The organism is Streptomyces sp. NPDC026522, assembly GCF_055567555.1.
Genome location: NZ_JBVHQF010000011.1, coordinates 34,033 through 58,922, shown reverse-complemented (window position 1 = coordinate 58,922; position 24,890 = coordinate 34,033). Strand labels below are relative to the sequence as shown.

Below are 24,890 nucleotides of genomic sequence, written 5' to 3'. Positions count from 1 at the left end.
CCCCGCCACGTCCCGCACCTCGCAGAACCGAGCGCACACCATGGCCGACGCCGCCGCCCAGCCCGCACCGCCCGCCCTGCCGGTCACCTTCCGGCCGACCCGCACCCGGGCCGTCCTGCTGGGCGCCGGCCTCGCGATCTTCGTCACCATCACGGCGATCGCCCTGCTCCTGGACCTGCACCCCGGCGAGCGGATCAGCTTCGTCTGCACGGCGGTGCTGCTCAGCTCCGTCCTCGTCCTGCTCAGCCGCCCCAAGGTGGTCGCGGACGAGGCCGGGGTGACCGTGGTCAACCTCACCCGGACCCGCCGGCTGGAGTGGGCGCAGATCCTCCGGGTGAACCTCCGTCCGGGCGACCCCTGGGTCTTCCTCGACCTCAACGACGGCTCCAGCCTGCCCGTCCTCGGCATCCAGCCCGGCATCGCCAAGGCCCGGGCCATCGGCGACGCGCGCAGCCTGCGCGCCCTCGCCGAAACCCGCGGAACCGGTGCGAAGGACCACTGACCCCGGGCATCCCCGCTGCGTCCCATTGCGGCGGCGATCCCAATGACTACCCTGGTGGCGGGGCGCAGCCGTGCGCCCCGCCACCGGCCCCGGGACCCCGTGGCCCGTGGGCAACTGCGACTTGAGGAGTGACTCCCTCCAGCAATGGACGGATCGTCCGGTAGTACCCGCGCCGCCCTCCCCGCGGAGGCGGCGGCATGACCATCCCGCTACTCCTTCTCCTGGCGGCATTCGCCCTGATCCTCGCCAACGGCTTCTTCGTGGCGGCCGAGTTCGGCCTCGTCACCGTGGAGCGGCCCGAGGCCGAACGCGCCGCGGCCGAAGGTGACCGCCGTGCCCGCACGGTCGTCAGCGCGCTGCGGGAGCTGTCGTTCCAGCTCTCCGGCACCCAGCTCGGCATCACCATCACCTCCCTGGTCGTCGGCATGCTCGCCGAACCGGCCCTCGCGGCCCTGCTGTCCGGTCCGCTCGGCGCCACCGGACTGCCCCGGGGAGCCGTCTCCGGCGTCGCCGTCGTCATCGGCATGCTGCTCGCCTCCGCCGTCCAGATGGTCGTCGGCGAGCTCGTCCCGAAGAACTGGGCGGTCTCCCGGCCGCTCCAGGTGGCCCGGTTCGTGGCCGGACCGCAGCAGTCCTTCTCCCGTGCCTTCCGGCCGGTCATCGCGGCCCTCAACGCCGTGGCGAACCGGCTGGTACGGGCCCTCGGCGTGGAACCGGCCGAGGAGATGGCGTCCGCCCGCACCCCCGGCGAACTCGTCTCCCTGGTCCGCCATTCGGCCCAGGCCGGCGCGCTGGAACAGGACACGGCCGACCTCTTCGTTCGGACCCTGTCCCTGGGCGGGCTCACGGCCCAGCACGTGATGACGCCCCGGGTGAAGGTCAGCGCCCTCCAGCACACGGCCACCGCGGCCGACGTGCTCAACCTGACCCGGGCCACCGGCCTGTCCCGCTTCCCGGTCTACCGCGAGCGCATCGACGAGGTCACCGGCGTCGTCCACCTCAAGGACGCCCTCGCCGTACCCGAAGCGGAGCGCGGCCGCACCACCGTGGCGCGCATCTGCGTCGCCCCGCTGCTGGTGCCCGGCTCACTGCCGGTGCAGCCGCTGCTGGAGCGGCTGCGCAGCGAACAGCCGATGGCCGTCGTCGTCGACGAGTACGGCGGCACCGCCGGAGTCGTCACCCTGGAGGACATCGTGGAAGAGCTCGTCGGCGAGGTACGCGACGAACACGACCTCGCGGAGGACGACGGCCCCGAGCTGGCCGCCGTGGCCGCCGAGGACGGCCGGCCGTCCTGGGAGGCCGACGGCAGCTGCCGCGTGCACACCCTGCGCCGGATAGGCCTGGAGGTACCCGAGGGCCCGTACGAGACCGTCGCCGGTCTCGTCGCCGACCTGCTCGGCCGGATCCCCGCCCCCGGGGACCGGGCCGAACTCCCCGGCTGGCGGCTGTCGGTCCGCCAGGTGCGCCGCTACCGGGCCGAACGCGTCCGGCTCGTGCGCACCGCCCCGCTCCCGGCTCCCGCCGAACTCGAGGCGGCCGGCCGGTGAACGCGCTCCAACTGCTCTTCGCCCTGCTCCTCGTCCTGGCCAACGGTTTCTTCGTCGGGGCCGAGTTCGCACTCGTCTCCGTACGCCGCAGCCAGATCGAGCCCCTCGCGGCCGGCTCCAAGCGGGCCCGCCAGGTGCTGCACGGCCTGGAGAACCTGCCCCGCATGATGGCCGCCGCGCAGTTCGGCATCACCCTGTGCTCGCTGACCCTCGGCGCGGTCGCCGAACCCACCGTGGCCCGGCTGCTGGAGCCCGTGTTCCACGCCGTCCACGTCCCCGAGGGACTGGTCCACCCGCTCGGCTACGCGGTGGCGCTCGCCGCCGTGGTCTTCCTCCACCTGGTCATCGGCGAGATGGTCCCCAAGAACCTCGCCATGGCCGCCCCCGAGAAGACCGCCCTGTGGTTCAGCCCCGGCCTGGTCGCCTTCGCCCGCCTGTGCGGACCGGTCACCACCGGGCTCGGCGCCTGTGCCACGGCCGTCCTGCGGCTCTTCAAGGTCGAGCCCAAGGACGAGGTCGAGGCCGTGTACACCAGCGCCCAGCTCGGCCGGCTCCTCAAGGACTCCCGGCAGGCCGGACTCCTGGAACCGGTCGAACAGGAGCGGCTGGAGGACGCCCTGGAACTGGGCACCCGCCCCGTCACCGACGTCCTCCTCGCCCGGGACCGGCTCGTCACCGTCGGCCCCGACGTCACGCCGCGTCAGATCGAACAGCTGACCGTGCGGACGGGCTACTCGCGCTTCCCCGTCCGCTCCGGCAACGGGGCCTTCATGGGCTACCTGCACGTCAAGGACGTACTGGACCTGGAGGACCGGGAACGGGCCGTACCCCAGCGGGTCTGGCGCCGGATGACGACCCTGTCCGCCACCCTCCCGCTGGACGACGCCCTGACGGTCATGCGGCGCGACGCCACCCACCTCGCCCAGGTCGCCGACCCGGGCGGCCGGGTGCTGGGCCTGGTCGCCATGGAGGACGTCCTGGAGATGCTGGTCGGCGAGGTACGCGACCCCGCGCACCGCACGGCCCCGGCGGCCCGCCGGGCCCCCGTCCAGGAAGACGCCATGGCGGGCTGACCCGGTCCGGCGGCGGCCGCCACGGCCCTTCGGGGTCGTGGCGGCCGGTGCCGTTCAGCCGTAGCGGTCGAAGAGGGCCTGGACGTACGCCTCCAGCCTCCCGGCCAGCACACCGGGGGTCAGGTCGGTGCGGCCCAGTTCCCGCCAGGGGACGGCGACCTTCTCCGCGTCGGGGGCGAAGCCCAGTGCGTCCAGCAGCCGCCAGTAGAGGTGCTCGGCGCGGTCTTCGGCCAGGTTCCCGCCCGCCGCGACGTAGCGGTCGGCGAACCGCATGCCGGCGGGAACGCCGTGCAGCAGGGCGAGGGCCGTGGAGCAGTGGGCCACGTCCAGGTCGGCCGGGCCCCAGGAGGTCTCCACCCAGTCGACGACACCGCTGATCCGCAGCCCGGCGCCGGCGCCGGTGAACAGGACGTTGCCGGGATGGTAGTCCCGGTGCAGGAAGCAGCCCCGGTGGGCCGGGGGCTCGCGGCGGATGCCGTCGACGGCCCGCTGCCACAGCTCGGGCCGCCCGGTGTCCCCGGGCGGGCTGACCCGCTCGGGCGAGGCCCAGGCCTGATAGGCGCGGGGCCGCCGCTCCGCGGGAACCGGCAGCCGGTGGATCCGCACCAGCTGCCGGGCCAGCAGTTCGGCGCGCTCGTCGGCGCCCGCATCGCCCAGCCGCACGGCCCCCGGCAGCAGGGACATGAGCAGGGAGGGGTGGTCGCAGTACCGGGCCGTCGCGTCCACCGCCGCGAGCGCGGCCGCGGGCACCTCCGTACCGGCGAGCAGCCCCAGGACGGCCGCCTCCCGCAGCAGCAGGCCTTCCGCGTGCCGCAGGTAGAAGGGTTTGACGAAGGACCGCAGGACCAGTGCGCGCCGGCCGCCCGGGCCGCGCACCTCCAGCCGGCGCATCCGCGACGTCCAGCCGCCGCGCAGCCGCACGACCCGCTCGACGTGCTCCCCCTCGGAGAGCCCCTCCTCCACCCAGGACCGGGTGGCGGCCCAGCCCTGGCCGTCAGTCCGCGCGCCGATGTCCCCGGCGTCCCCGGCCCCCTCGTCCATCACCATGCGGGCAGGCTATCCGACGCCCGGTGAACGCGGCCGGCCGCTACAACGGCGGCGGCTCCGGGCGTTCTTGGGGGCCGCGGCCCGAGAGGACCTCGCCGTACGCCTGCATCAGGTCCGCCAGCCGCAGCGTCGACAGGTCCTCCCGGGAGGGGTCGCCGGCGAAGCCGGCCAGCCGCAGGTCCCGGTAGGCGCAGCTCTTCTCGTAGAGGGTGCGCAGGAACCGGCCGTTGCCGAGTTCGTCGATCCAGCCCTGCTCGACCACGTGCCCGCTGATGCTGCGCAGTTCCTCCAGCGCCTCCTCGTCCCAGCGGTCGCCGTTCCCGTCCGCCAGTACCTCCCCGATGGCGGTCAGCTCGGAGGGCCGGTAACTCGGGAAGTCCACCCGGGTGGTGAACCGGGAGGACAGCCCCGGGTTGGTGCTCAGCAGCCGGTCCATCCCGGCCGGGTAGCCCGCGAGGATGACCACGAGGTGGTCGCGGTTGTCCTCCGCGCGCTTGAGCAACACCTGTAACGCCTCGTCGCCGTACGCGTCGCCCTTGCTGTAACCGGAGTTGGACAGGCTGTACGCCTCGTCCACGAACAGCACCCCGCCGATCGCCGAATCGATCAGCTCGTTCGCCTTGACGGCCGTCTGCCCGAGGAACTCGCCCACCAGGTCGGCCCGCTGGGCCTCCACCAGGTGGTCGCCGCCCAGCAGCCCGAGCGCGTAGAAGACCCGGCCGAGGATCCGGGCCACCGTGGTCTTCCCGGTCCCGGAGGGCCCCGAGAAGACGAAGTGCCGCTTGGGCGGCTGCACCGGGAGCCCCTGGCCGGCCCGCAGCCCGGCCATGTGCAGCTGCGCCGAGAGGGCCTTCACCTGGCGCTTGACGGGCTCCAGCCCCACCATCCGCTCCAGCTCCGCGAGCGCCTGCTCCAGCGCCTGCGGATCGGCGGGGCCGGCCGGCAGCCCCGGGGGCGCGCCCTGGGCCGGTAACGCCGCCTTGTGGCGCATCCCGTCCGCCCGGCCCGCGTCCGGCGGACCGAAGCGGAGCTCCGGCGGGTCGCAGAGCAGCGGGTCCGCCTCCGGCTGGGAGTCCGCCGCGATGTCCTGCGCGGGACCGCCGCCCCCGCCGCCGAGGGCCACCGCCGCCAGGTCGCCGCCCGCCGGGGCGGGGCCGTGCCCGGCGAAGCCCTCGCCGGAGTGCCCGTAGCCCGCGTAACCGGCCATGTCGTCGGGGTCGCTGCTGTCGGCGATCGCGGTCAGGCGCGCCGCGGTGTCCATGAAGGCCGGGTCCACCCGGTGCACCGCCCGGTACAGCGGCAGGGCGGCGGCGCTGCGGCCCGTTCCCTCGTGCGCCCGCGCCAGCCAGTACCGCAGCTCCTTGCGCTGCGGCTGCTCGCTGCGACAGCGCATCAGCGCCGCCGCCAGCATCGGCTCCGCCTGCCCGTACATCTCCAGCCGGACCCGGGCCATGCCGCCGAACAGGCGCGCCTCGATGCCCAGTTGTGGATCGTCCACCAGCGGCTCGGTGTGCCGTACCAGTTGCTCCCAGTCCTTGACCAGGTAGGCCCGGCAGGCGTGCAGGAAGCGGACCTGCGGATCGGTGTCGACCGGGGGCAGGGCGGCCAGCGCCTGGTCCAGCTCGGGCACGTGGCGGCCGTCCAGCCAGTGCGAGGCGTGGGCCAGCAGCAGGTCCCGGCGGCTCTCCAGTACCGGCTGGACCCACCAGCCCAGCCAGTACCAGGAGTTCAGCGTCCGCCGGTGGCGGGCCCGCTGCTCGCCGAAGCGGTCCCGGTGCGCGTACATGCGCAGCAGCGCGTTGGTGGTGTCCACGCGGAGCGCGTGCAGGCCCAGCCAGGCGTCGGCCATCGCGGGATCGAGCCGCACCGCCGTGCGGAACTCCTCCTCGGCCTGCGGGTAGGCGCCCATGGTGCAGGCGTCGACGCCGCGCAGCCAGGCGAGTTCGGCCGGGGCGTGGGTGCTGCCCGGCATGCCGAAGTCCATCACATCCCCCACAAGCCTGCCCCCGTGGTGCGCGGCAACCCGCGGAACAGTCCCGTGAGTTGTCCACCATGCCGATGAAATCAGGGCTGCATCGTACCCGCGGTCACGCTCCTTACCCAGGGTGCGGAGGGCGCGGGTCGGGAGCGCCTCGCGGACCACCGCGGTGACTCTGGGTGAAGGAAGAGGCGGGGAGTGCGGGTCCGGCCGGCCGTCCGCGACCGGGGCCGGACAGAACGAAGCCCCCGATCACGGGGGAACAATCGGGGGCTCCGCGTCCGCTGCGGTCCTCGCGGACCGCGCATTCAGAACGTACGGCCGTCGCGGGGGCGAGGTCAAGCGGCTCGGAGCAGCCCTGCGGCGGCCCGTCGGCGGCGCCGCTCAGGCCCGGGGGAGTCCGTGACGTTCCGTGGTCGAAGCCGGGGTCCTCGCGGTCCCAGGGGCCCCGGAAGTCCACTCGTATCCCGTACCGCTCTGGCGTACCAGCGTGTCGGCGAAGGGGCGCGAAGGATCGTGCGAGAAGTGCGCGAGCTCCGCGCGCTCCCATTCGTCCCAGAAACCGGAAAGTTCACGCCCGTCCCGGTTTCGTCCGCGCCCCCAGGACTGCTCGCACGGCGTCTCCATCCACAGCAGCCGCGCCAGCCACGGGCGCAGCGCCCGCCGTCCCGCGCCGACCCCCTCGACGACCAGCACCGGAGCCGGCTCCAGCACCCGCTCGGGGCCGGACCGGCGCAGCACCCAGTCGTACGGGGCCCAGTGCGCGGCCCGGCCGGCCGCGAGCGGCTCCAGGACCTGGGTACGCAGCCGCCCGAACCAGTCGAACAGTTCCTCGTGCGTGGCCACGTCGTCCAGGTGCAGCACCGGAGCGCCGTCCAGCGCCTCGGCGAGCCGCGCGGCGAAGGTGCTCTTGCCTGACCCGGCGTGCCCGTCGACGCCGATCAGCCGGACCGGCCCGAGGGAGGGCGGCAGGGCGGCGAGCTCCCGCGCCAGCGGCCCCAGGGGCCGGCCGGGGGAGAGGGGGGAGTGGGGGGACTGCTCGGGCTGCTCCACCCGGCCAGCCTATGGCCCACGGGCCCGGCGGCCGGATCCGGTGTCCCCCGGCGCCGTCCGTCCCCGGCGCCCTTCCGACACGGCCCCCGGCTTCCGTCACCCCCCGGCCGGGAACTGGAAGGGTGGAACAGCCGATCCACCGCGCCGACCCCAGGGGGACCACCACCATGACCGCACCCACCCCGCGCCGGGCCCTGCTCGCCGCGGCCCTCGCGGCCGCCGCCGTGGCCACGGTGCCCGGCGGAAAGGCCGCGGCCGCCGCCCGGCCCCGCCGGGACGCCGGCGCCACCGCCCCGACGATCGACAACCTGTTCTGGTACTCGTACGCCCACTGGCAGGCCGGCACCCACCACGGCACCAAAGCCGTCGCCGGCGCCCGCCCCGGGCTGGAGATCGGGGCCCCGGCCGGCCGGACCGAGTACACCGACCCGCACACCGGCAGGACGGCCGCCTGGGACTACGCCACCTGGACCTCCCCGCTGCACCGCTCCGCCGTCCCCGCCACCGAGGCCGTCGCCTCCTGGAACGCCCGGACCCCGGCCGGCAGCTGGATCCAGACGGAACTGCGCGGCACCTACGGCGACGGCACCACCACCCCCTGGTACGTGATGGGCCGCTGGGCCTCCGGCGAGAGCGACATCCGGCGCACCTCGGTCGACGGCCAGACCGACGGCCGCAGCACCGTCTGGACCGACACCCTGGCCGTGGACACCCCGGCGAAGGCGAGCGGGGTGCGGCTGCGGGGCTGGCAGCTGCGCCTGACCCTGCACCGCAAGCCCGGCACCACCGGCGGCCCCACGGTGTGGCTGGCCGGAGCGATGGCCTCGGGCGTCCCGGACCGGTTCACCGTGCCCCCCTCGGCGCCCTCCGGCACGGCCCACGAGCTCAAGGTCCCGCGCTACTCGCAGGAGATCCACGTCGGCCGGTACCCCGAGTACGACAACGGCGGGGAGGCCTGGTGCAGCCCCACGTCCTCCCAGATGATCATCGAGTTCTGGGGCCGCAAGCCCACCGCCCGGGACCTGGCGTGGGTGAACCCCTCCTACTCCGACCCGCAGGTCTGCCACGCCGCCCGCTCCACCTACGACGCCGCCTACAAGGGCTGCGGGAACTGGCCCTTCAACGCCGCCTACGCCGCCACCTACCGGGACCTGGCCGCGGTGGTGACCCGGCTGGCCTCCCTCGCGGACCTGGAAACGCTGGTCCGCGCCGGCGTCCCGGTCATCACCTCGCAGTCCTTCCTGCCCGAGGAGCTCACCGGCGCCGGGTACGGCACCTCCGGCCACCTCATGACCGTCATCGGTTTCACCGGGGCCGGAGACGTGATCGCCAACGACCCCAACTCGGCGGACGACGACGCCGTGCGCCGGGTCTACCGCCGTACCGAGTTCGAGAACATCTGGCTGCGCACCAGGCGCCACAACGCGGCGGGCAAGGAGGTCCAGGCCACCGGAGGGATCTGCTACCTCTACGTGCCGGCCCGTCCGGGCGCCGCGCAACTGGCGGCCCTGCGCTCGGTCGGCGTGATCTGAGGCGCGGGGGCCGGGCGGCGGCGGGTGGCGTGGTGCGCCCGCCGAATGCGCCACCGAATTGATTGCGGCGAATGGGTTGTAAATGGGGCATAAAGGGCAGAGGGGGTGTAGGAGCAGCTTCAACAGGAGGCAGTCCGACATGACCACGCACTCAAGCATCGAACACCACCCCGACCTCGCCGAGATGCGCACCCGGTTCGAGCAGGTCACCAGCACACCCAGGGCGCAGGCGGTGGAGGCGCTGGCCCTGATCACGGGCCTCTACATCGCGGCGTCGCCGTGGATCGCCGGATTCAGCGTGCTGAGCGCGCTGGCGGTCAACAACCTCATCGCAGGCCTGGCGTACTGCCTGTGCATGGGCGGACTGGGGACCGCCTACGAGCGCACCCACGCCATGGCGTGGACCGCCGTCGGCATCGCCGTCTGGACGATCATCGCCCCGTGGGTCATCGCGGGCAACGTGGACACGACCCGCTCCGTGGTCAGCAACGTCATAGCGGGCGCCGTCGGCACCCTGCTGGCGCTGGCGATGGCCGTCATGGCGAATCCGGGACGCCGGGGCGCCGGCCGGATGCGCCGCACCTGACGCTTCCCCCCGCCGTCCGTCGGACCCTTCGCGCCCGCCGCTTCCCGCGGCGGGCGCGAGGCGTGGGGCGGGCGCGGTGCCGGAGGGACGCGGGCCGGCGTGAGGTGTGCCACCCGTGATGCTCGTCTCTACCGCAAAAGCCGCGAAGGCTGCCACATTGGACGGCATGACCGCACGCACCTCGGCCCTCACCGGCCCCGCCCTCACCACCCGCGCCCGCCGACTCGTCGGCACCGGCGGCCCCAGGGAAGACGGCGCCTGGCTGGAACACGTCCTCGGCTGGACCCTGGTGGTCGTCGTCGCCATGTTCGTCACCCAGGTCGGCTGGCTCTGACCGTCCCGCGCGCCGTCCCGACCGCGTTCACGACGCCTCCAGTCGCAGCCCGTCCGTGACGATCACGTCCGAGGTGACCAGTGCCTGCTCGGCGCTGACCCGCGTCATGAAGACGAAGGGCGGGATGACCGGGGGAGCGGGCAGCCCCTCGGGGCTGAACGTGACGCACAACAGCCCCTCGATGCAGCCGCTGAACCTGGTCAGGTACAAGGTCACGTCACCGCGCAGCACCAGCGACGAGGCGGCCAGCCCGTACTCGTCCCGGCCGTCCCTGGTGCGCAGCCGGTAGTCGGTGAGCGAGGCGGCCGCCATCTTCAGCACCAGCACCTTGCGCGGTCCCCCGGCCGTCGCCACCTCGGCGACCCCGGCCAAGGCGAAGCCCCGGGGCGCGAAGAGCGAGGTGGTCACCGTCGGGGGAGTCCGGGCGGCGGTCACCTGCGCCGCCGGCGCCGCGGCCCGCGCCTGTGCAGCGCCCGTCGCCCCCGTCGTCAGCGACGCCAGCAGCGCCACCGGCAGTACGGCGGCCAGGACGCGCGGGGCGCCGCCGCCCGTACCCGGCGGGGCGCCCGGCTCCCCGGCCGGGCGCGGGGTCCAGCCGAACGCCAGCGCGCTGCCCGCGACCCCGAGCAGCATCCCCACCAGGAAGCCGCCGAGGTTGGTCGCCACGAAGGACAGCACCGACAGCAGCAGGGCGTGCACGGAGACGTACGCCTTCGCCTGGGGCAGGAACCACAGGAAGAGCGCCGCCACGACCAGCGCGGCCCCTATCCCGATGGCCGCGATCCCGCCCAGACCGAGACTGACCAGCACCGTCAGCGGGGAGAGCGGGACCAGCAGCAGTTCGGCCCCGCCCAGCAGCACCAGCAGCCCGCCCCAGAACGGCCGGGTCCGGCGCCACGCGCGCCACCGCCCCCGGGGGCCCGGCAGCGGGAGCCGGGCCCCCGGCGTGTGCCGACGCGAACGCTCGCCGCCCCGCGCGGCCCTCCCTAGAAGCACTGCGCGCCGTCCAGGCTGACGCTCAGCCGCATGCCCTTGAGCCGGAAATCGCCGCCCGTGGCGGACCAGGCGTGGGACTTCACGTTCAGCACCTCGATGTTCCCCGCCTGGAGCCCGAACTTGCCCGGCTCGCCACTGACCCCGTCGACCTGGTCGAGGGTGGAGGCGTCCCGGCCGATCTGGGCGGTGCCGAAGGTGGCGTCGCCGTCGAGGTCCTCGCCGTCGATGACGAGATTGCCGGCCGTCACCTGCCCGGCCGGTCCGCCGGCGGTCAGCTTGAAGACCACCGTGCCCAGCGGGGTGTCCACCCGGGCGGCCTGGCAGATGTCGGAGAGGGTCGCCTCGCCGATCCCGAGCAGGGCCACCGGGTGCCCCTTGCCGTCCGCCGCCCGGTCCGTCTGGACGTAGGAGGCGAGCCCCTTGCTGCTCAGTCTGGAGGAGGAGACCTGGAAACTGGTCCCCGATACGGCGAAGGACGCGGCCAGCGCCCCCTGGGCCATGACCGTGGCCAGCACCCCGACGGCGACGATCGCGGGCAGTGCCACGGCCGCCGTCTTGCGCCAGTCGACCCGGCCCTCGGGCCTGGTGTCCGAACTCATGGAAGTGCCTCCCGTACGTCGTCCGTGCGCAGGGGAAGTGCTTGAGACAGGCCTGCCGTACTGCGGGCGTCCTGTGGGAGTTCGAGGCTAGGGCCGTATTTGAATAATAGTCAACAGTGCGGTCGGCGCCGCGCCCGACAGCCCGGCGCGACGGGCCGTTCGCAGGTTCGCAGAGCCGAACCCATGGCCACCGGAAGCAAGTTGTTCGCCGATACGCCGTACGACGCGCTGTCCATGGACGACATCGCCGAACAGGCGGACGTCGCCAAGGGGTTGGTCTCCCACTACTTCAAGAGCAAGCGCGGCCACTACCTCGCCATCGTGGAGGAGTCGGTGGCCGAACTCGTCGCCCGCGCCCGAGCGGACACCGGCCCGACCGGCGCCGAACGCCCCCGCCGCACCGTCGACCGCTACCTCTACTACGCCGAGCACCACCAGGCGGCGTACCGCACCATCGTCACGGGCGGGGTCGGCTCCGACGCCGAAGTCCTCGTCATCCGCGACGCGGTCCGCGAGGAACCGGTGGCCACCATCGCCGAGGGTGCGTACGGGCGCCGCGCCGTTCCGCCGGTCGCCCGCCTGGCCCTCGTCGGCTGGCTCTCCGGGGTCGAGGGAACCACCCTGGAACGGATCGGCGGGCTCGGGTCGGACACCGCGGAAGGGCTGCCCGGCCGGGCCGAACCGGGGGCGCTGCTGGTGCGCCGGCTACGGGCCACTTTGGTGGTGATCGAGTAGTTCGTACCCGAGTGCCCGACTCCACCCGTACTCGACGGGGCCTCCGGTGCGGCCGGGGACCTTGACGATCAACTACCGGTGACGGGAAGCCCCTGATCGGGCATACTCAAGCCGCCGCAGCCGCTGAACAGGCCCTTCCGTGATCCGGGAGGGCAGTATCGGCTGTGAGAGCACCGAGACCCGGCGGCGCGTCCCACACCTCACGCGCCGTCGCCGTGCCCGATGAGGGAGGAGAGCGCCGCCATGAACGACCGCGCCCCGCAGCCGGTGGAACGTCAGCTGCCCACCGAAGAGCCCCGCGATCTGCTCGCGCTCGTACGAGAGATCGCGCAGCGGGAGATCCGCCCCCGGGCCGCCGAGGAGGAGGACGCCGGCCGCTTCCCCCGCGAGGTCTTCACCCTGCTCTCCGACTCCGGGCTGCTCGGCCTCCCGTACGACGGCGAGTCCGGCGGCGGCGAGCAGCCGTACGAGGTCTACCTCCAGGTGCTGGAGGAGCTGGCGGCGGCCCGGCTGACCGTCGGCCTCGGCGTCAGCGTGCACTCCCTGGCCTGCCACGGCCTGGCCGGGTACGGCAGCAAGGAGCAGCAGAAGGCCCACCTGCCCGCGATGCTCGGCGGCGGCCTGCTCGGCGCGTACTGCCTCTCCGAGCCGGCCGCCGGCTCGGACGCGGCGTCCCTCAGCACCAAGGCGGTGCGCGACGGCGACGACTGGGTGATCACCGGCACCAAGGCGTGGATCACCCACGGCGGGGTCGCGGACTTCTACACCGTGCTCGCCCGCACCGGTGGCGAGGGACCCAAGGGCATCACCGCCTTCCTCGTCCCCGGCGACGCCGCCGGCCTGACGGCGGCCGTGCCGGAGAAGAAGATGGGCCTCAAGGGCTCGCCCACCGCCCAGCTGCACTTCGACGGGGTCCGGGTGCCCGACACCCGGCGCATCGGCGAGGAGGGCCAGGGCTTCACGATCGCCCTCGCCGCCCTGGACGCGGGCCGGCTCGGCATCGCCGCCTGCGCGATCGGCGTGGCCCAGGCGGCGCTGGACGAGGCACTCGGCTACGCCCTGGACCGCAAGCAGTTCGGGCACCCGATCGCGGACTTCCAGGGGCTGCGCTTCATGCTGGCCGACATGGCGACGAAGATCGAGGCGGGCCGGGCGCTGTACCTGGCGGCGGCGCGGCTGCGGGACGCGGGCAAGCCGTTCTCCCGGCAGGCGGCGATGGCCAAGCTGTTCTGCACCGACGCGGCGATGGCCGTGACCACCGACGCGGTGCAGGTGCTCGGCGGCTACGGGTACACCGCGGACTTCCCGGTGGAGCGGCTGATGCGCGAGGCGAAGGTGCTCCAGATCGTCGAGGGCACCAACCAGATCCAGCGCATGGTCATCGCCCGCCACCTGGCCGGCCCCGAATCCCGCTGATCCCGCCCGGGTCGCTTCGGATGGCGGCGCTCCGCCCGGGAGGCGCGGGCGCATCGGGCCCGCTGACCCGCCCGGGCCGCCCCTCGGAGCTGCCTCGACGGAAGCCGGCGCTGCCTGCCGCCGCCCGGCCCGCCTCGGGTGGGCGGTGCGCCGTCCGGGAGGCGCGGGGAGATGCCGACCGACCGGACCGCGTGTAATTCCGCCCCCGGGCGTGCGGCCCCGCAAGACCGTTCGGTCCGCGCCGGGCAGGTGGTACCCCTGTGGCGCCCGCACCGGTCCGCCGGGGGCGGCCCTGTCCTGTCCGGGCGCCCGCAGCAGCGGTTGCGGCGTCCGCCGCCCGGGCACGCCGGGGCCTGGCCTATCCGGCCGCTGGCAGCAGCGGTCGCGGCGCTCGCCCGGGTCCGCCGACGGCTGGCCCCGGTCCCGTCAGGCCGCAGCGCCTGCCCGGTCGAGCCGGGGGTGGCCCCGGCCCGCTCAAGAGGTAGTTCCGGTCGAATCGCTGCGGTGAAGGGGGGCACGCGCCGCCTCGCGCCCGCAGGGTGCCCCGCCATCGGCTCTATTGGCTGCCTGTGGCGCCCACCGGCGGGCGGCGCGGCCGGTCCGCTTCCGGTCCTGGGGGCGGGAAGGGGCTGGGCCTGCGACGGCCGGTCCCCCCGCGAGTCCCGGGCGGCGCCGTACGGCAAGGCTGCCTTGGGCACGGCACCCGGCGCGCCGGGTGCCGTGCCCAAGCCGTTCGGCCTGGTGTCACGGCCACCCGCTTCGGGCCTTTGGGGCCCGGAGCCGTACGGGAGCGGCTGAGGTAACCGGGCACGGCCGACAGGGCCGGAACCGGGGCCATCCGCCCGGCGCTTGGGCGTGCTCGTCCGGTTTGGCCCGGCAGGCCGCTTGGGCGTGCTCGTTCCGCTCCGCCCCCGCCGGGCCGACGCGGTGGGGGAACGGGATCTGCCGTGGGGCTGTCAGAACAGCGGTAGCCGTCCCGGTGGCTCCGGCCCCGCAGGGCCGATGCGGCGCGGGAGGCGGGCCTGCCGGGGGCTGTCGGCAGGCGGCGGCTGCCCCCGCGGCCCCCGCAACGCGCGCACCGCCGTGCGGTGCCGAGTTTCGCGGAGGCCCGCTTCGCTGCTTACCGGATCGTTTCACCGCCGACCGGCTCGACCGCCCGGTCCGGCGGGCCGGGGCCGGGCGGTAGCCGGGACGGCATGCGCCGCAGGCGGCCGGACCCGGGGCGGCCGGGCCCGTCGGGGAGCGCGGCTCCGGAGGGTGTCGCCGTACGCCACGGCGGGTGTGGCCGGATGTGCCGGGGTGGCGTGGTGTGCCACAGCCCTGGTCCGGGTAGCGGTTTCTGACGTACCGTCATATCCGCCCGAGCGGAGCCCACCCCTGCGCAGGAGGTTCGCCATGCCCGCCGACCGGCCCGTACCCCTGGACGAGTACCCCGTCCACCAGGCCCCGCTGTCGATGAAGCACCTCGTCAGCGGCGACCGCAACGCCTACGACCGCTGCATCTTCCACGTCTTCGACCACGCCGGCCGGGCCGTCCTCATCCTCGGCCTCGGCGTCTACCCCAACGCCGGCGTCATCGACGCCTACGCCACCCTGCGCCTCGGCGACGAACTCCTCGCCGTCCGCGCCTCCGACGCCCTCACCGACGACCGGATGGACCTCTCCGTCGGCCCCCTGCGGATCACCGTCGACGAACCGCTCCGCGTCATCCGCCTCCACTGCGACGCCGACCCCGCCGACCCCCAGGGGCTCTCCTGCGACCTCACCTGGACCGCCGAGTTCCCCGCCGTATGGGAACCGCACCACGTCCAGCGGCGCGGCGACCGCCTCATGCTGGAGGGCCGCCGCTTCGTCCAGGCGGGCAACGTCACCGGCACCGTCCGCGCCAAGGGCGAGCAGCTCACCGCCGCCCCCGGCACCTGGACCGGTACCCGCGACCGCAGTTGGGGCGTGCGGCCCATCCCCGGCGAAGACGGCGGCCGCGCCGCCGACGAGTACCGTCCCGAAGGCTTCCACTGGCTCTGGATCCCCGTCCGCTTCGAGGACCGCTTCCTCATGGTCATCGCCCAGGAGGAAGCCGACGGCCACCGCACGCTCAGCGAAGCCGTCCAGGTGTTCCCCGAGGGCAGCGGCCGCGGCGACGTCCAGCTCGGCTGGCCGCACACCGACATCCGCTACCGGCCCGGCACCCGCCACCCCGAAAGCGCCGTCGTCCACCTCACCGATCCGGTCCGCAAACCCCTCGAACTGGGCGTGGAGATCCTGAACTCCTCCCCGCTCGCCGTCGGCGCCGGCTACCCGCCCGCCGCCGACTGGCAGCACGGCACCTGGCAGGGCCGCGGCTGGACCGACCGGCGCGTCTACGACCTCTCCGACCCCGCCGCCCACCCCATGGCCGCCTTCGGCGTCACCGACCACTCGGCCCGCTTCACCCTCGACGGCCGGGTCGGCCACGGCATCTTCGAGCACGGCAGCTTCGGCCGCCACGACCCCAGCGGCTTCGCGGACTACGCCTCGGTCGCCCCGTAGCCCGTAGCCCGTACCCGAACGCACCCGCGCACCGCACCCGCGCACCCGAACCGGAAAGCAGGAGGGGTAGTCCATGGCAACGGCACCACGTCCCCGCACCTCCACCCGCGAGCCCGAGGAACTCGGGCGGCGCCTGACGGCCTGGCTCCGCACCCGCCTCCCCGGCGCGGAGGTCACCAACACCTCCGTACCCGGCTCCAACGGAATGTCCAGCGAAACCCTCCTCTTCGACGTCGAGCACCCCGACGTGCCCGTCCCCGACCGCGCCTGCGCCCTCCGCCTCGCCGCCGACCCGGCTGCCTACACCGTCTTCCCCGCCTACGACATGGGCCGCCAGTACCGCGTGATGCGGCTGGTCGCCGAACACACCGACCTTCCCGTACCGCGGGTGCGCTGGCTGGAGGAGGACCCGGGACCGCTCGGCGCGCCCTTCTTCGTCATGGCCCGCGCCGAAGGCCGCGTCCCGCCCGACGTCATGCCCTACACGTACGAGGGCAACTGGCTGCACTCCGCCACCGACGCCGAACGCGCCGTCCTCCAGGAGGCGAGCATCTCCCTCCTGGCCCGGCTGCACGACCAGTTCCCCGCCAATCAGGCCGAGTTCCTCCTCCCGCCCGGCCCCGGCAGCCCGCTGCGCCGCCACGTCGAGGCCCAACGTACCTACTACGCCTGGGTGGTGGACGGCCTGGCCCCCTCACCGCTGCTGGAGCGGGCCTTCGACCGGCTGGAGGAACTCTGGCCCGCCGACGAGGGCGAGCCCGTCCTCAACTGGGGCGACGCCCGGATCGGCAACGTGATCTACCAGGCCGACGGCTTCGAACCGGTGGCCGTACTCGACTGGGAGATGGCGGCGTACGCCCCGCGCGAGGTGGACCTCGGCTGGACCGTCTACCTCCACCGCTTCTTCCAGGACCTGACCGTCGGCTTCGGCCAGCCGGGCCTGCCCGACTTCCTGCGCCGCGACGACCTCGAACGCCGCTACGCCGAACTCACCGGGCACACCCCGCGCGACATGGAGTTCCACACCCTGTACGCCGCCCTGCGACACGGCATCGTGATGCTGCGCATCGCCTACCGGCAGGCGTACTTCGGGGAGGTCGAGGTCCCGGCCGAACCCGACGGGCTCATCCTGCACCGCGCCACGCTGGCCGCCATGGTGCGGGGAACGTACTGGTAGGGGCCTCGGCCCCGGCCGGTCAGGCCGCCTGCGCGTGCTGGCGCAGCTGCGGCGGCAGCACCGTCGCCGGCATCCGCACCGGACGCGAGCCCGGACCGCCGACGTGCGAGAAGGGCTGCGTCCGCCAGTCCAGCCCCTGCGGCAGCGTCAGCATCACCACCGGGTCCAGCTCCTGCGCGTCCGGCTGGAACGCACCCACGGTCGGCAGCGCCTCCGAGGCCGGGCGGCCCGTGCCCGCGCACACCGTGAGCCCGAACGGGTTCCACGGGGTCAGGCAGAGCGCGTGCTCCGGCAGGTACTCCTCGTCGGCGACCAGGGCGATCGACTGCCCGCAGTCGGGGCAGACCGCGTGGTGGATGTCGAAACCGTCGGCGTCTTCGAGGTAGTCCGGGTCGTCCGCGTACTCGGATTCGCTCATGCGGCCGGCGCGGTTGGTGTTCAGCATGGATGTACTCCCCCTTGGGTGGGCCGGGCGGGCAGATTCTTCAGCCACGGCCACAGCAAGCACTTCCCGTCGCGCGGCACGAGTAACCACGAGAGCTGGGCGTACGCATCCATACCCCTGTGGCCTTGGTCACATGCCCGCCGCAGGTGCCGTTTCCCCGTGGACACCGCTGTGCCTGGAGCGGCTCTGGGCAATAGGTTGAGCGGCTATGAGCGCAATGGAGGAGCTGGACCGCCAGATCGTGGATCTGCTCGTACGGGACGGGCGGATGAGCTACACGGATCTGGGCAAGGCCACCGGACTGTCCACGTCGGCAGTCCATCAGCGAGTACGCCGCCTGGAACAGCGCGGAGTCATCCGCGGCTATGCGGCCGTCGTCGACCCCGAGGCCGTCGGGCTGCCGCTGACGGCATTCATCTCGGTCAAACCGTTCGACCCCAGCGCCCCGGACGACATCGCCGAGCGGCTGGCGGGCGTCCCGGAGATCGAGGCGTGCCACAGCGTCGCGGGCGACGAGAACTACATCCTCAAGGTGCGGGTGGCCACGCCCCTGGAGCTCGAAGACCTCCTGGGCCGGCTCCGCGCCCTGGCCCACGTCGCCACCCGCACGACGGTGGTCCTCTCCACCCCCTACGAAGCCCGCCCGCCCCGCGTCTGACCTCTCCGCGCGGCCTCGCGCCGCCCGGCGCCGGGGCGCCTCCCGGGCTTCGCCCCGCCGGACTCCGCCCGCGGCCTTCCTGCGGGCACGGTCCGTCGTTCGCGGCGAGGGCGCCTGCTCCGAAGGTGCGGAAGGCGAGGGCCGGGAACGGCCCCCGCGGGCCGGCCGCAGGGGGGCGTGTCCGGGCCGGGCCGGGCGACCAGCGAAACTGGGGGCATGACTGACCGCACCGCCTCCGCCACCGCCGCCGGAACCCACCGCACCGTCCTGCTCCGCGGCGGCGAGGTGCACAGCCCCGCCGACCCCTTCGCCACCGCGATGGTGGTCGAGCGCGGCCACATCGCCTGGGTCGGCTCCGAAGGCGCCGCCGACGCCTTCGCGCAGGGCGTGGACGAGGTCGTCCACCTCGACGGCGCGCTCGTCACCCCCGCGTTCACCGACGCCCACGTCCACACCACCTCCACCGGCCTCGCCCTCACCGGCCTCGACCTGTCCGCGGCCCGCTCCCTACCGGAGGCCCTCGCCCTCGTCCGGGCCTACGCCGCCGGCCGCCCCGCCGACCGGGTGCTCCTCGGCCACGGCTGGGACGCCGCCCGCTGGCCCGAGCGCCGCGCCCCCCACCGCGCCGAGCTCGACGGGGCCGCCGGCGGCCGCCCGCTGTACCTCAGCCGCGTCGACGTGCACTCCGCCGTCGTCACCACCGCGCTGCTGGACCTCGTCCCCGACGTCCGCCCGGCCGACGACGGGCCGCTGACCGCTGCCGCCCACCACGCCGTCCGCCGGGCCGCGCTCGACGCCGTCACCCCGGCCCAGCGCGCCGAGGCGCAGCGCGCCGCCCTGGACCGCGCCGCCTCCCTCGGCATCGGCTCCGTCCACGAGTGCGGCGGCCCCGAGATCTCCTCGCCCGAGGACTTCACCTCCCTGCTCGATCTCGCCGCCGGCCACCGCGGCCCGCGCGTCTTCGGGTACTGGGCCGACCGCGACGTCGACCAGGCCGTGCGGCTCGGCGCCGCCGGCGCCGCCGGCGACCTGTTCGTGGACGGCGCCCTCGGTTCGCACACCGCCTGCCTGCACGCGCCGTACGCCGACGCGGCCCACACCGGCTCCGGCTACCTCGACGCCCGCGACGTCGCCGCGCACGTCGCCGCCTGCACCGAGGCAGGCCTCCAGGCCGGCTTCCACGCCATCGGTGACGCCGCCATCGGAGCCGTCGTCGAAGGCGTCCGCGCGGCCGCCGAGAAGGTCGGCCTCGCCCGCGTCCGCGCCGCCCGGCACCGTGTCGAGCACGCCGAGATGATGACCCCGGCCACCATCGCCGCCTTCGCGGAGCTGGGCCTGACCGCATCCGTGCAGCCCGCCTTCGACGCCGCCTGGGGCGGGGCGGACGGCATGTACGCCGACCGGCTCGGCGCCGACCGGGCCAGGACCCTCAACCCGTTCGCGGCCCTGCTGAAGGCCGGGGTGCCGCTCGCCTTCGGCTCGGACGCCCCCGTCACCCCCCTCGACCCGTGGGGCACCGTCCGCGCCGCCGCCTTCCACCGCACCCCCGAGCACCGGATCTCGGTCCGCGCCGCCTTCGCCGCGCACACCCGCGGCGGCTGGCGGGCGCTCGGCCGGGACGACGCGGGCACCCTGGTACCCGGAGCTCCCGCCGACTACGCCGTCTGGCGCACGGAGGAGCTCGTGGTGCAGGCCCCCGACGACCGGGTGGCCCGCTGGTCGACGGATCCGCGCTCCGGCACCCCCGGCCTGCCCGATCTGACGCCCGGCGCGGATCTCCCGGTGTGCCTGGCGACGGTCGTGGGCGGCCGGGAGGTATTCGTACGGCCACAGGGGTGATCCGGTGAGCCTCGGTTCGGTACCGGCGGCCCGACCCGGATAGGTTCGGCCGGGTCCACCACAGGACGTCCCTTCCGGACGGATCCGTCCGCTCAGCGCGCCCGCGCCTCGGGGGCGAGGGAAGGTTGCGCCGGTGCGGGCGCCCCCAGCGGCAGTTGGGGGAGGGTGGTCTCAGGTCGGGGCCCGGCGGTCCAGTAGACAACGGCCACGGTCACCCGCAGCCAGCGGGAGCCGGGCCGGCCCGAAGGACCGCGGGCCCCGATCGCTGCTCTAAAATCGTCCCGCTGTGACGGGACGGACGAGGCGGGGCTGGACGAAAAGCATGCAAGGGGACCCAGTGAGCGACGGCGGACAGCGGACCTACGGGCCCCTCGGTACCACCTTGGTGATCATTCCGACGTACAACGAGGCGGAGAACATCGCGCTGATCGTCGGCCGGGTCCGGGCAGCGGTGCCCGAGGCGCACATCCTGGTCGCCGACGACAACAGCCCGGACGGCACCGGCAAGCTCGCCGACGAGCTGGCCGGCTCCGACGACCACGTCCACGTCCTGCACCGCAAGGGCAAGGAAGGGCTCGGCGCCGCCTACCTCGCGGGCTTCTCCTGGGGCCTGGAGCACGGCTACGGGGTCATCGTGGAGATGGACGCCGACGGCTCCCACCGGCCGGAGGAACTGCCCCGGCTGCTGACCGCGCTCGGCGGCGCCGACCTGGTGCTGGGCTCGCGCTGGGTGCCCGGCGGCCGGGTCGTCAACTGGCCGAAGAGCCGCGAGATCCTCTCCCGCGGCGGGTCGGCCTACTCCCGGCTGATGCTGGACGTGCCGATCCGCGACGTGACCGGCGGCTACCGCGCCTTCCGCCGCGAGACCTTGGAGGGGCTCGGCCTGGACCGGGTCGCGTCCGCGGGCTACTGCTTCCAGGTCGACCTCGCCCGCCGGGCCGTCCGCAAGGGCTTCAAGGTCGTCGAGGTCCCCATCACCTTCGTCGAGCGCGAGCTCGGCGACAGCAAGATGAGCAAGGACATCGTGGTCGAGGCCCTGTGGCGGGTCACCCAGTGGGGCATCAAGGCGCGCGCGGCCAAGCTCACCGGCAAGCCCGAGGCCTAGCCAGGGGTCCCTCAGGGGATGTCCGGTACCTCCGACTGAGGCCGCTTTTACGCCACCCCAGGCACACTGGGGTCATGACGACCGGCACCTCGACTGCTCCCCGGCGGCGCTCGGCCGCCCGTACGTACCTCCCGCTGGCGGCCGCCGCCTGGTTCATCCTGGAGATCTGGCTGCTCAGCCTGGTCGCGGGGGCGGCCGGCGGCCTGACCGTCGCGCTGCTCCTCCTGGGCGGAATGCTGCTCGGCGGCGTGGTCATCAAGCGGGCCGGCCGGCGGGCCTTCCGGAACCTGACGGCGGGCTTCCAGCAGGCGCAGCAGGGCCGGGCGCCCGCCCCGCAGCAGCCCGGCCGGGGCAACGCCCTGATCATGCTGGCCGGCCTGCTCCTGATCCTGCCGGGCCTGCTCTCCGACGCCGCCGGCCTGCTCCTGCTGCTGCCGCCCGTGCGGGCTCTGGTGGGGCGCCGGTTCGCCCGTTCCCTGGAACGTACGACGGCCTCCGCGTCCCCCGGCGGCTTCGGCGCCGCGTTCCAGCAGGCCCGCATCCACCAGCCCGACGGCAAGGTCGTGCAGGGCGAGGTCATCCGCGAGGACCGGCCGGGCCCCGGCCCCGCCGGCCCCGACTCCGGCTACCGGCCGCCGCTGGCCTCCTGAGACCCGTACGCGGTCCGGCCCGCCTGCGTACGCGAGGAACAGGCCGTGGACACGCCGAGGGCCCCCGCCACAGGAAGTGGCGGGGGCCCTCGGCGTCGTGCTCAGTCCGGGTGTCAGGCGGACTTGCGGCTGTCCCGCGGATGCACGGCAATGTTCATGGCGCCGGAACGCAGGACCGCCAGCCTCTCGGCCAGCACTTCCTCGAGTTCCTCGCGGGTGCGTCGCTCCATGAGCATGTCCCAGTGCGTTCGCGCGGGCTTGCCCTTCTTCTCTTCGGGCCCGTCCCCGTCGACCAGGAGTGCCATGGCGCCGCAGGCCTTGCACTCCCACTCCGGCGGAATTTCTGCCTCAACCGAGAACGGCATCTCAAATCGATGTCCGTTCTGGCATGCGTACTCCACCGCCTGGCGCGGGGCCAGATCGATGCCGCGGTCCGTCTCGTAGCTGGTAACCACGAGCCGCGTACCGCGGAGAGCTCGCTCACTCATGAATCGTGCCTCCCGGGCTTGTCGCCCACAGGACAGGTGTCGCTGTCGTCGTCATCCGGTCAACGTCCGGTCGGCGGTATAGATTCCCGCTCCGGGTCGTGCGTCGCCCGTCGTGCCGCCCCTTGTTGTACCCACCAGTGCCCGTTTTGTCACATCTGGCAGCAGATGTCACCCAGCGCCTATCCTTCTCGGGCGCGCAGTAACGGTCCGCCTGGCAGGCCAAAGGCGTACACTACCGGCCCTTTGCTTCAACGTCGAAATTCGTTCCGAATTCGTTCTCAGAGCCGTTCGGGAACAGGATTCCCCGCCGCTTCCACCGCGCGCCGCACCGGCACCCGGGCGAGCAGCACGAAACCCAGTGCGAAGAACACCACCAACGAGATGATCGCCGTCCGGTAGCTGCCCGTGACCTGGTACGTCAGGCCGAACACCAGCGGCCCCACCCAGCTCAGCCCGCGGTCGCTCATCTCGTACGCGGAGAAGTACTCGGCCTCCTTGCCCGCCGGGACCAGGTGCGAGAACAGCGAACGCGACAGCGCCTGGCTGCCGCCCAGCACCAGCCCGATCATCGAGGCCAGTACGAAGAACCACACCGGGGTCCGCGCGGGCAGGAAGTAGCCGGCCGCCAGCGTCAGCGCCCACGCGGCCAGCGAACCGAGGATCGTGCGCTTGGCGCCGTACGTACGCGCCAGCCGTCCCATCCCCAGCGCGCCCGCCACCGCGAGCACCTGGACGAGGAGCACCGCCACGATCAGCGTCGACTGCTCCAGCCCCAGCTCCTCGGACCCGTAGACCGAGGCCTGCGAGATCACGGTCTGCACGCCGTCGTTGTAGATCAGGTACGCCAGCAGGAAGGACAGCGTCAACGGGAAGCGGCGCATGTCCCGCAGCGTCGCCACCAGCTGCCGCCAGCCGCTGACCGGCGGGGCCGCCCCCGCCTCCCGCACCACCGCCCGGTCGCGCAGCCGGCGCAGCGGGACGATCGCGAAGGCCCCCCACCACAGGCCCGCGGAGGCCAGGCAGATCCGTACCGCCGTGCCCTCGGACACGCCGAAGGAGTCGTGGCCCTGGAACAGCACCAGGTTCAGGACCAGCACGAACGCGCCCGAGGTGTACCCGAAGGCCCAGCCCCGCGAAGAGACGGTGTCCCGTTCGTCGGGGGTGGCGATCTGCGGCAGGTAGGCGTTGTACAGCACCATCGAGACGGCCAGCGCGGCGTTCGCGACGACCAGCAGCAGGCCGCCCAGCAGGTAGCGCTCGCCGCTCAGGAAGAACATCCCGGTGGTCGCCGCCGCGCCGGTGTAGGCCGCGGCCGCCAGCAACGGCTTCTTGCGGCCGCCGCGGTCGGCCACCGCACCGGCCAGCGGCATGATCAGTACGGCCACGATCACCGAGACCGAGACCGCGTACGCGAAGAACGACCCGGCCCGGACCGGGATGCCCAGCGGGTGCACATAGCCCTCGGCGTCCGCCGCGGCCTTGGCCACCGCGGTGAGGTACGGCCCGAGGAACACCGTGAGCACGCTCGTCGAGTAGACCGAGCAGGCGAAATCGTAGAAGTACCAGCCGTGCTGTTCGCGCTTGCGGTCGGCGGCGGATCTGCCGTCCTCCGCCCCCGGTTCCGCTGCGTCCGTCGTCTGCGCCGTCATCCGGTGTCCCCTCGCTGTCCCCGTACCGCCCCGGCCGTCCGGGCCCGTGCGCGGGCCCGTCGGGCGGTCAGGCCCAGGCCCCGCGGCGGTCCAGCACCGTGCGCAAGATGTCGATCCGGTCGGTCATGATGCCATCCACGCCCAGGTCGAGCAGCGCCTCCATGCGTTCCGGTTCGTTCACGGTCCAGACGTGCACCTGGAGCCCGCGCGCGTGTGCGGTCCGCACGAAGCGCCGGTCGACCACCCGCACGCCGGCCTGGCTCTCCGGGACCTGGGCGGCCACCGCGCCGACCCGCAGGGCCGCCGGGATCGCGTACGAGCGCAGCCGCAGCCCCAGCACCCCCAGCACGCCGTACGAGGTCGCCAGCCGGGGCCCCGCGATCCGGTGCGCCCGGGCCACCCGGCTCTCCGAGAACGAGCCCACGCACACCCGGTCCCACACCCCGGCCCGGGCGATCAGGTTGACCAGCGGGTACAGCGCCGACTCGGCCTTGATGTCGACGTTCCAGCGGGCTTCGGGGAACTCCTCCAGCAGGTCCTCGAAGAGCGGCAACGGCTCCGTCCCGGCCACCCGCGCGGCGCTGACCTGCTTCCAGGACAGCTCGGCGATCCGGCCCCTGGCGTCCGTCACCCGGTCCAGGGTGGCGTCGTGGAAGGCGACCAGCTTGCCGTCGGCGGTGGCGTGCACATCGGTCTCGAAGTACCGGTAGCCCGCTTCGGCGGCCCGGCGGAAGGCGGCGGCGGTGTTCTCCAGACCGTCCGCCGCACCGCCCCGGTGCGCGAAGGGGATGGGGGCCGGGTGGTCGAGGTACGGATGGCGAAGGCGTACGTGCGTCACGGCGGCAGTATGCCCGTTGTTGTCGGTGGGACGTGAGCGGCCGGATGGACGCGCGGTGAACGAGTGGCATGCACTGGCCCGAATGGACCGCCCCATGGCACCCTGACCGGCAGG

General features: G+C 73.9%; 23 protein-coding genes. 14 read left to right on the top strand and 9 right to left on the bottom strand.

Annotated elements, in window-relative coordinates:
* Nucleotides 1-40: 40 nt before the first annotated feature.
* The 3 genes from ACZ4M3_RS26370 to ACZ4M3_RS26360 all read left to right on the top strand — a co-directional run bounded on the left by ACZ4M3_RS26370 (nt 41) and on the right by ACZ4M3_RS26360 (nt 3,122).
* Nucleotides 41-502, top strand: a complete 462-nt coding sequence (locus tag ACZ4M3_RS26370; RefSeq protein WP_467736638.1) for a PH domain-containing protein — start codon at nt 41-43, stop codon at nt 500-502.
* 197 nt (nt 503-699) lie between these two features.
* A complete protein-coding gene (locus ACZ4M3_RS26365) occupies nt 700-2,049 on the top strand; it encodes a hemolysin family protein (RefSeq protein WP_467736636.1) in 1,350 nt (449 codons plus the stop codon).
* Nucleotides 2,046-3,122, top strand: a complete 1,077-nt coding sequence (locus tag ACZ4M3_RS26360) for a hemolysin family protein (protein WP_467736634.1) — start codon at nt 2,046-2,048, stop codon at nt 3,120-3,122. The genes ACZ4M3_RS26365 and ACZ4M3_RS26360 overlap by 4 nt, the downstream gene beginning before the upstream one ends.
* Nucleotides 3,123-3,176: 54 nt before the next feature.
* On the opposite strand, the gene ACZ4M3_RS26355 is transcribed toward ACZ4M3_RS26360, so the two are convergent.
* The 3 genes from ACZ4M3_RS26355 to ACZ4M3_RS26345 all read right to left on the bottom strand — a co-directional run bounded on the left by ACZ4M3_RS26355 (nt 3,177) and on the right by ACZ4M3_RS26345 (nt 7,149).
* The gene (locus ACZ4M3_RS26355) at nt 3,177-4,163 is read right to left on the bottom strand and encodes a phosphotransferase family protein (RefSeq protein WP_467737030.1); all 987 of its coding nucleotides are present in this window, start codon (nt 4,161-4,163) and stop codon (nt 3,177-3,179) included.
* Nucleotides 4,164-4,209: 46 nt separating this feature from the next.
* Entirely contained in the window at nt 4,210-6,153 is a 1,944-nt protein-coding gene (locus ACZ4M3_RS26350) for an AAA family ATPase (RefSeq protein ID WP_467736632.1), read from the bottom strand.
* 378 nt (nt 6,154-6,531) lie between these two features.
* A complete protein-coding gene (locus tag ACZ4M3_RS26345) occupies nt 6,532-7,149 on the bottom strand; it encodes a uridine kinase family protein (RefSeq protein WP_467737028.1) in 618 nt (205 codons plus the stop codon).
* 218 nt (nt 7,150-7,367) lie between these two features.
* Between ACZ4M3_RS26345 and ACZ4M3_RS26340 the strand changes: the two genes are divergently transcribed.
* The 3 genes from ACZ4M3_RS26340 (at nt 7,368) to ACZ4M3_RS26330 (ending at nt 9,652) form a co-directional block, all read left to right on the top strand.
* Nucleotides 7,368-8,732 carry a peptidase C39 family protein gene (locus ACZ4M3_RS26340; RefSeq protein ID WP_467736630.1) on the top strand — a complete coding sequence of 455 codons (1,365 nt, stop codon included), beginning with the start codon at nt 7,368-7,370 and terminating at the stop codon, nt 8,730-8,732.
* Between the two features lie 139 nt (nt 8,733-8,871).
* Entirely contained in the window at nt 8,872-9,318 is a 447-nt protein-coding gene (locus ACZ4M3_RS26335) for an SPW repeat protein (RefSeq protein ID WP_467736628.1), read from the top strand.
* Nucleotides 9,319-9,484: 166 nt separating this feature from the next.
* The gene (locus ACZ4M3_RS26330; protein WP_467736626.1) at nt 9,485-9,652 is read left to right on the top strand and encodes an SCO1431 family membrane protein; all 168 of its coding nucleotides are present in this window, start codon (nt 9,485-9,487) and stop codon (nt 9,650-9,652) included.
* Between the two features lie 27 nt (nt 9,653-9,679).
* On the opposite strand, the gene ACZ4M3_RS26325 is transcribed toward ACZ4M3_RS26330, so the two are convergent.
* Nucleotides 9,680-10,648, bottom strand: coding sequence for a DUF6114 domain-containing protein (locus ACZ4M3_RS26325; protein ID WP_467736624.1), 969 nt, complete (start codon nt 10,646-10,648; stop codon nt 9,680-9,682).
* Nucleotides 10,639-11,247 carry a DUF6230 family protein gene (locus ACZ4M3_RS26320; RefSeq protein WP_467736622.1) on the bottom strand — a complete coding sequence of 203 codons (609 nt, stop codon included), beginning with the start codon at nt 11,245-11,247 and terminating at the stop codon, nt 10,639-10,641. Before ACZ4M3_RS26320 ends, ACZ4M3_RS26325 begins: the two co-directional genes overlap by 10 nt.
* A 99-nt stretch (nt 11,248-11,346) precedes the next feature.
* Between ACZ4M3_RS26320 and ACZ4M3_RS26315 the strand changes: the two genes are divergently transcribed.
* From ACZ4M3_RS26315 to ACZ4M3_RS26300, 4 genes are all read left to right on the top strand, one after another.
* The gene (locus tag ACZ4M3_RS26315) at nt 11,347-11,982 is read left to right on the top strand and encodes a TetR/AcrR family transcriptional regulator (RefSeq protein ID WP_467736620.1); all 636 of its coding nucleotides are present in this window, start codon (nt 11,347-11,349) and stop codon (nt 11,980-11,982) included.
* 243 nt (nt 11,983-12,225) lie between these two features.
* On the top strand, nt 12,226-13,398 hold the full coding sequence (locus ACZ4M3_RS26310; RefSeq protein ID WP_467736618.1) for an acyl-CoA dehydrogenase family protein: 1,173 nt from the start codon (nt 12,226-12,228) through the stop codon (nt 13,396-13,398).
* Nucleotides 13,399-14,793: 1,395 nt separating this feature from the next.
* Nucleotides 14,794-15,927, top strand: coding sequence for an Rv3169 family protein (locus tag ACZ4M3_RS26305; protein ID WP_467736616.1), 1,134 nt, complete (start codon nt 14,794-14,796; stop codon nt 15,925-15,927).
* 73 nt (nt 15,928-16,000) lie between these two features.
* Entirely contained in the window at nt 16,001-17,104 is a 1,104-nt protein-coding gene (locus tag ACZ4M3_RS26300; RefSeq protein WP_467736614.1) for a phosphotransferase family protein, read from the top strand.
* A gap of 19 nt (nt 17,105-17,123) precedes the next feature.
* Here the strand turns inward: ACZ4M3_RS26300 and ACZ4M3_RS26295 are convergent, their stop codons facing one another.
* Nucleotides 17,124-17,549, bottom strand: coding sequence for a hypothetical protein (locus tag ACZ4M3_RS26295; protein WP_467736612.1), 426 nt, complete (start codon nt 17,547-17,549; stop codon nt 17,124-17,126).
* A 217-nt stretch (nt 17,550-17,766) separates the two neighbouring features.
* Here ACZ4M3_RS26295 and ACZ4M3_RS26290 point away from each other — a divergent pair, with 217 nt between their 5' ends.
* The 4 genes from ACZ4M3_RS26290 (at nt 17,767) to fxsA (ending at nt 21,801) form a co-directional block, all read left to right on the top strand.
* A complete protein-coding gene (locus tag ACZ4M3_RS26290; RefSeq protein WP_168713945.1) occupies nt 17,767-18,207 on the top strand; it encodes an Lrp/AsnC family transcriptional regulator in 441 nt (146 codons plus the stop codon).
* Nucleotides 18,208-18,423: 216 nt separating this feature from the next.
* Nucleotides 18,424-20,046: an amidohydrolase gene (locus tag ACZ4M3_RS26285; protein WP_467736610.1), complete on the top strand. Its 1,623-nt coding sequence runs from the start codon at nt 18,424-18,426 to the stop codon at nt 20,044-20,046.
* Nucleotides 20,047-20,383: 337 nt separating this feature from the next.
* Nucleotides 20,384-21,151: a polyprenol monophosphomannose synthase gene (locus ACZ4M3_RS26280; RefSeq protein ID WP_467736608.1), complete on the top strand. Its 768-nt coding sequence runs from the start codon at nt 20,384-20,386 to the stop codon at nt 21,149-21,151.
* Between the two features lie 74 nt (nt 21,152-21,225).
* On the top strand, nt 21,226-21,801 hold the full coding sequence (gene fxsA, locus ACZ4M3_RS26275) for an FxsA family membrane protein (protein ID WP_467736606.1): 576 nt from the start codon (nt 21,226-21,228) through the stop codon (nt 21,799-21,801).
* Nucleotides 21,802-21,914: 113 nt separating this feature from the next.
* Here fxsA and ACZ4M3_RS26270 read toward each other — a convergent pair whose 3' ends face one another.
* The 3 genes from ACZ4M3_RS26270 to ACZ4M3_RS26260 all read right to left on the bottom strand — a co-directional run bounded on the left by ACZ4M3_RS26270 (nt 21,915) and on the right by ACZ4M3_RS26260 (nt 24,776).
* Complete coding sequence (locus ACZ4M3_RS26270) at nt 21,915-22,289, bottom strand: RNA polymerase-binding protein RbpA (RefSeq protein ID WP_007262928.1); 375 nt, start codon at nt 22,287-22,289, stop codon at nt 21,915-21,917.
* A gap of 278 nt (nt 22,290-22,567) precedes the next feature.
* Nucleotides 22,568-23,938, bottom strand: a complete 1,371-nt coding sequence (locus ACZ4M3_RS26265) for an MFS transporter (RefSeq protein WP_467736604.1) — start codon at nt 23,936-23,938, stop codon at nt 22,568-22,570.
* Between the two features lie 67 nt (nt 23,939-24,005).
* Entirely contained in the window at nt 24,006-24,776 is a 771-nt protein-coding gene (locus ACZ4M3_RS26260) for a glycerophosphodiester phosphodiesterase (protein WP_467736602.1), read from the bottom strand.
* Nucleotides 24,777-24,890: the final 114 nt, after the last annotated feature.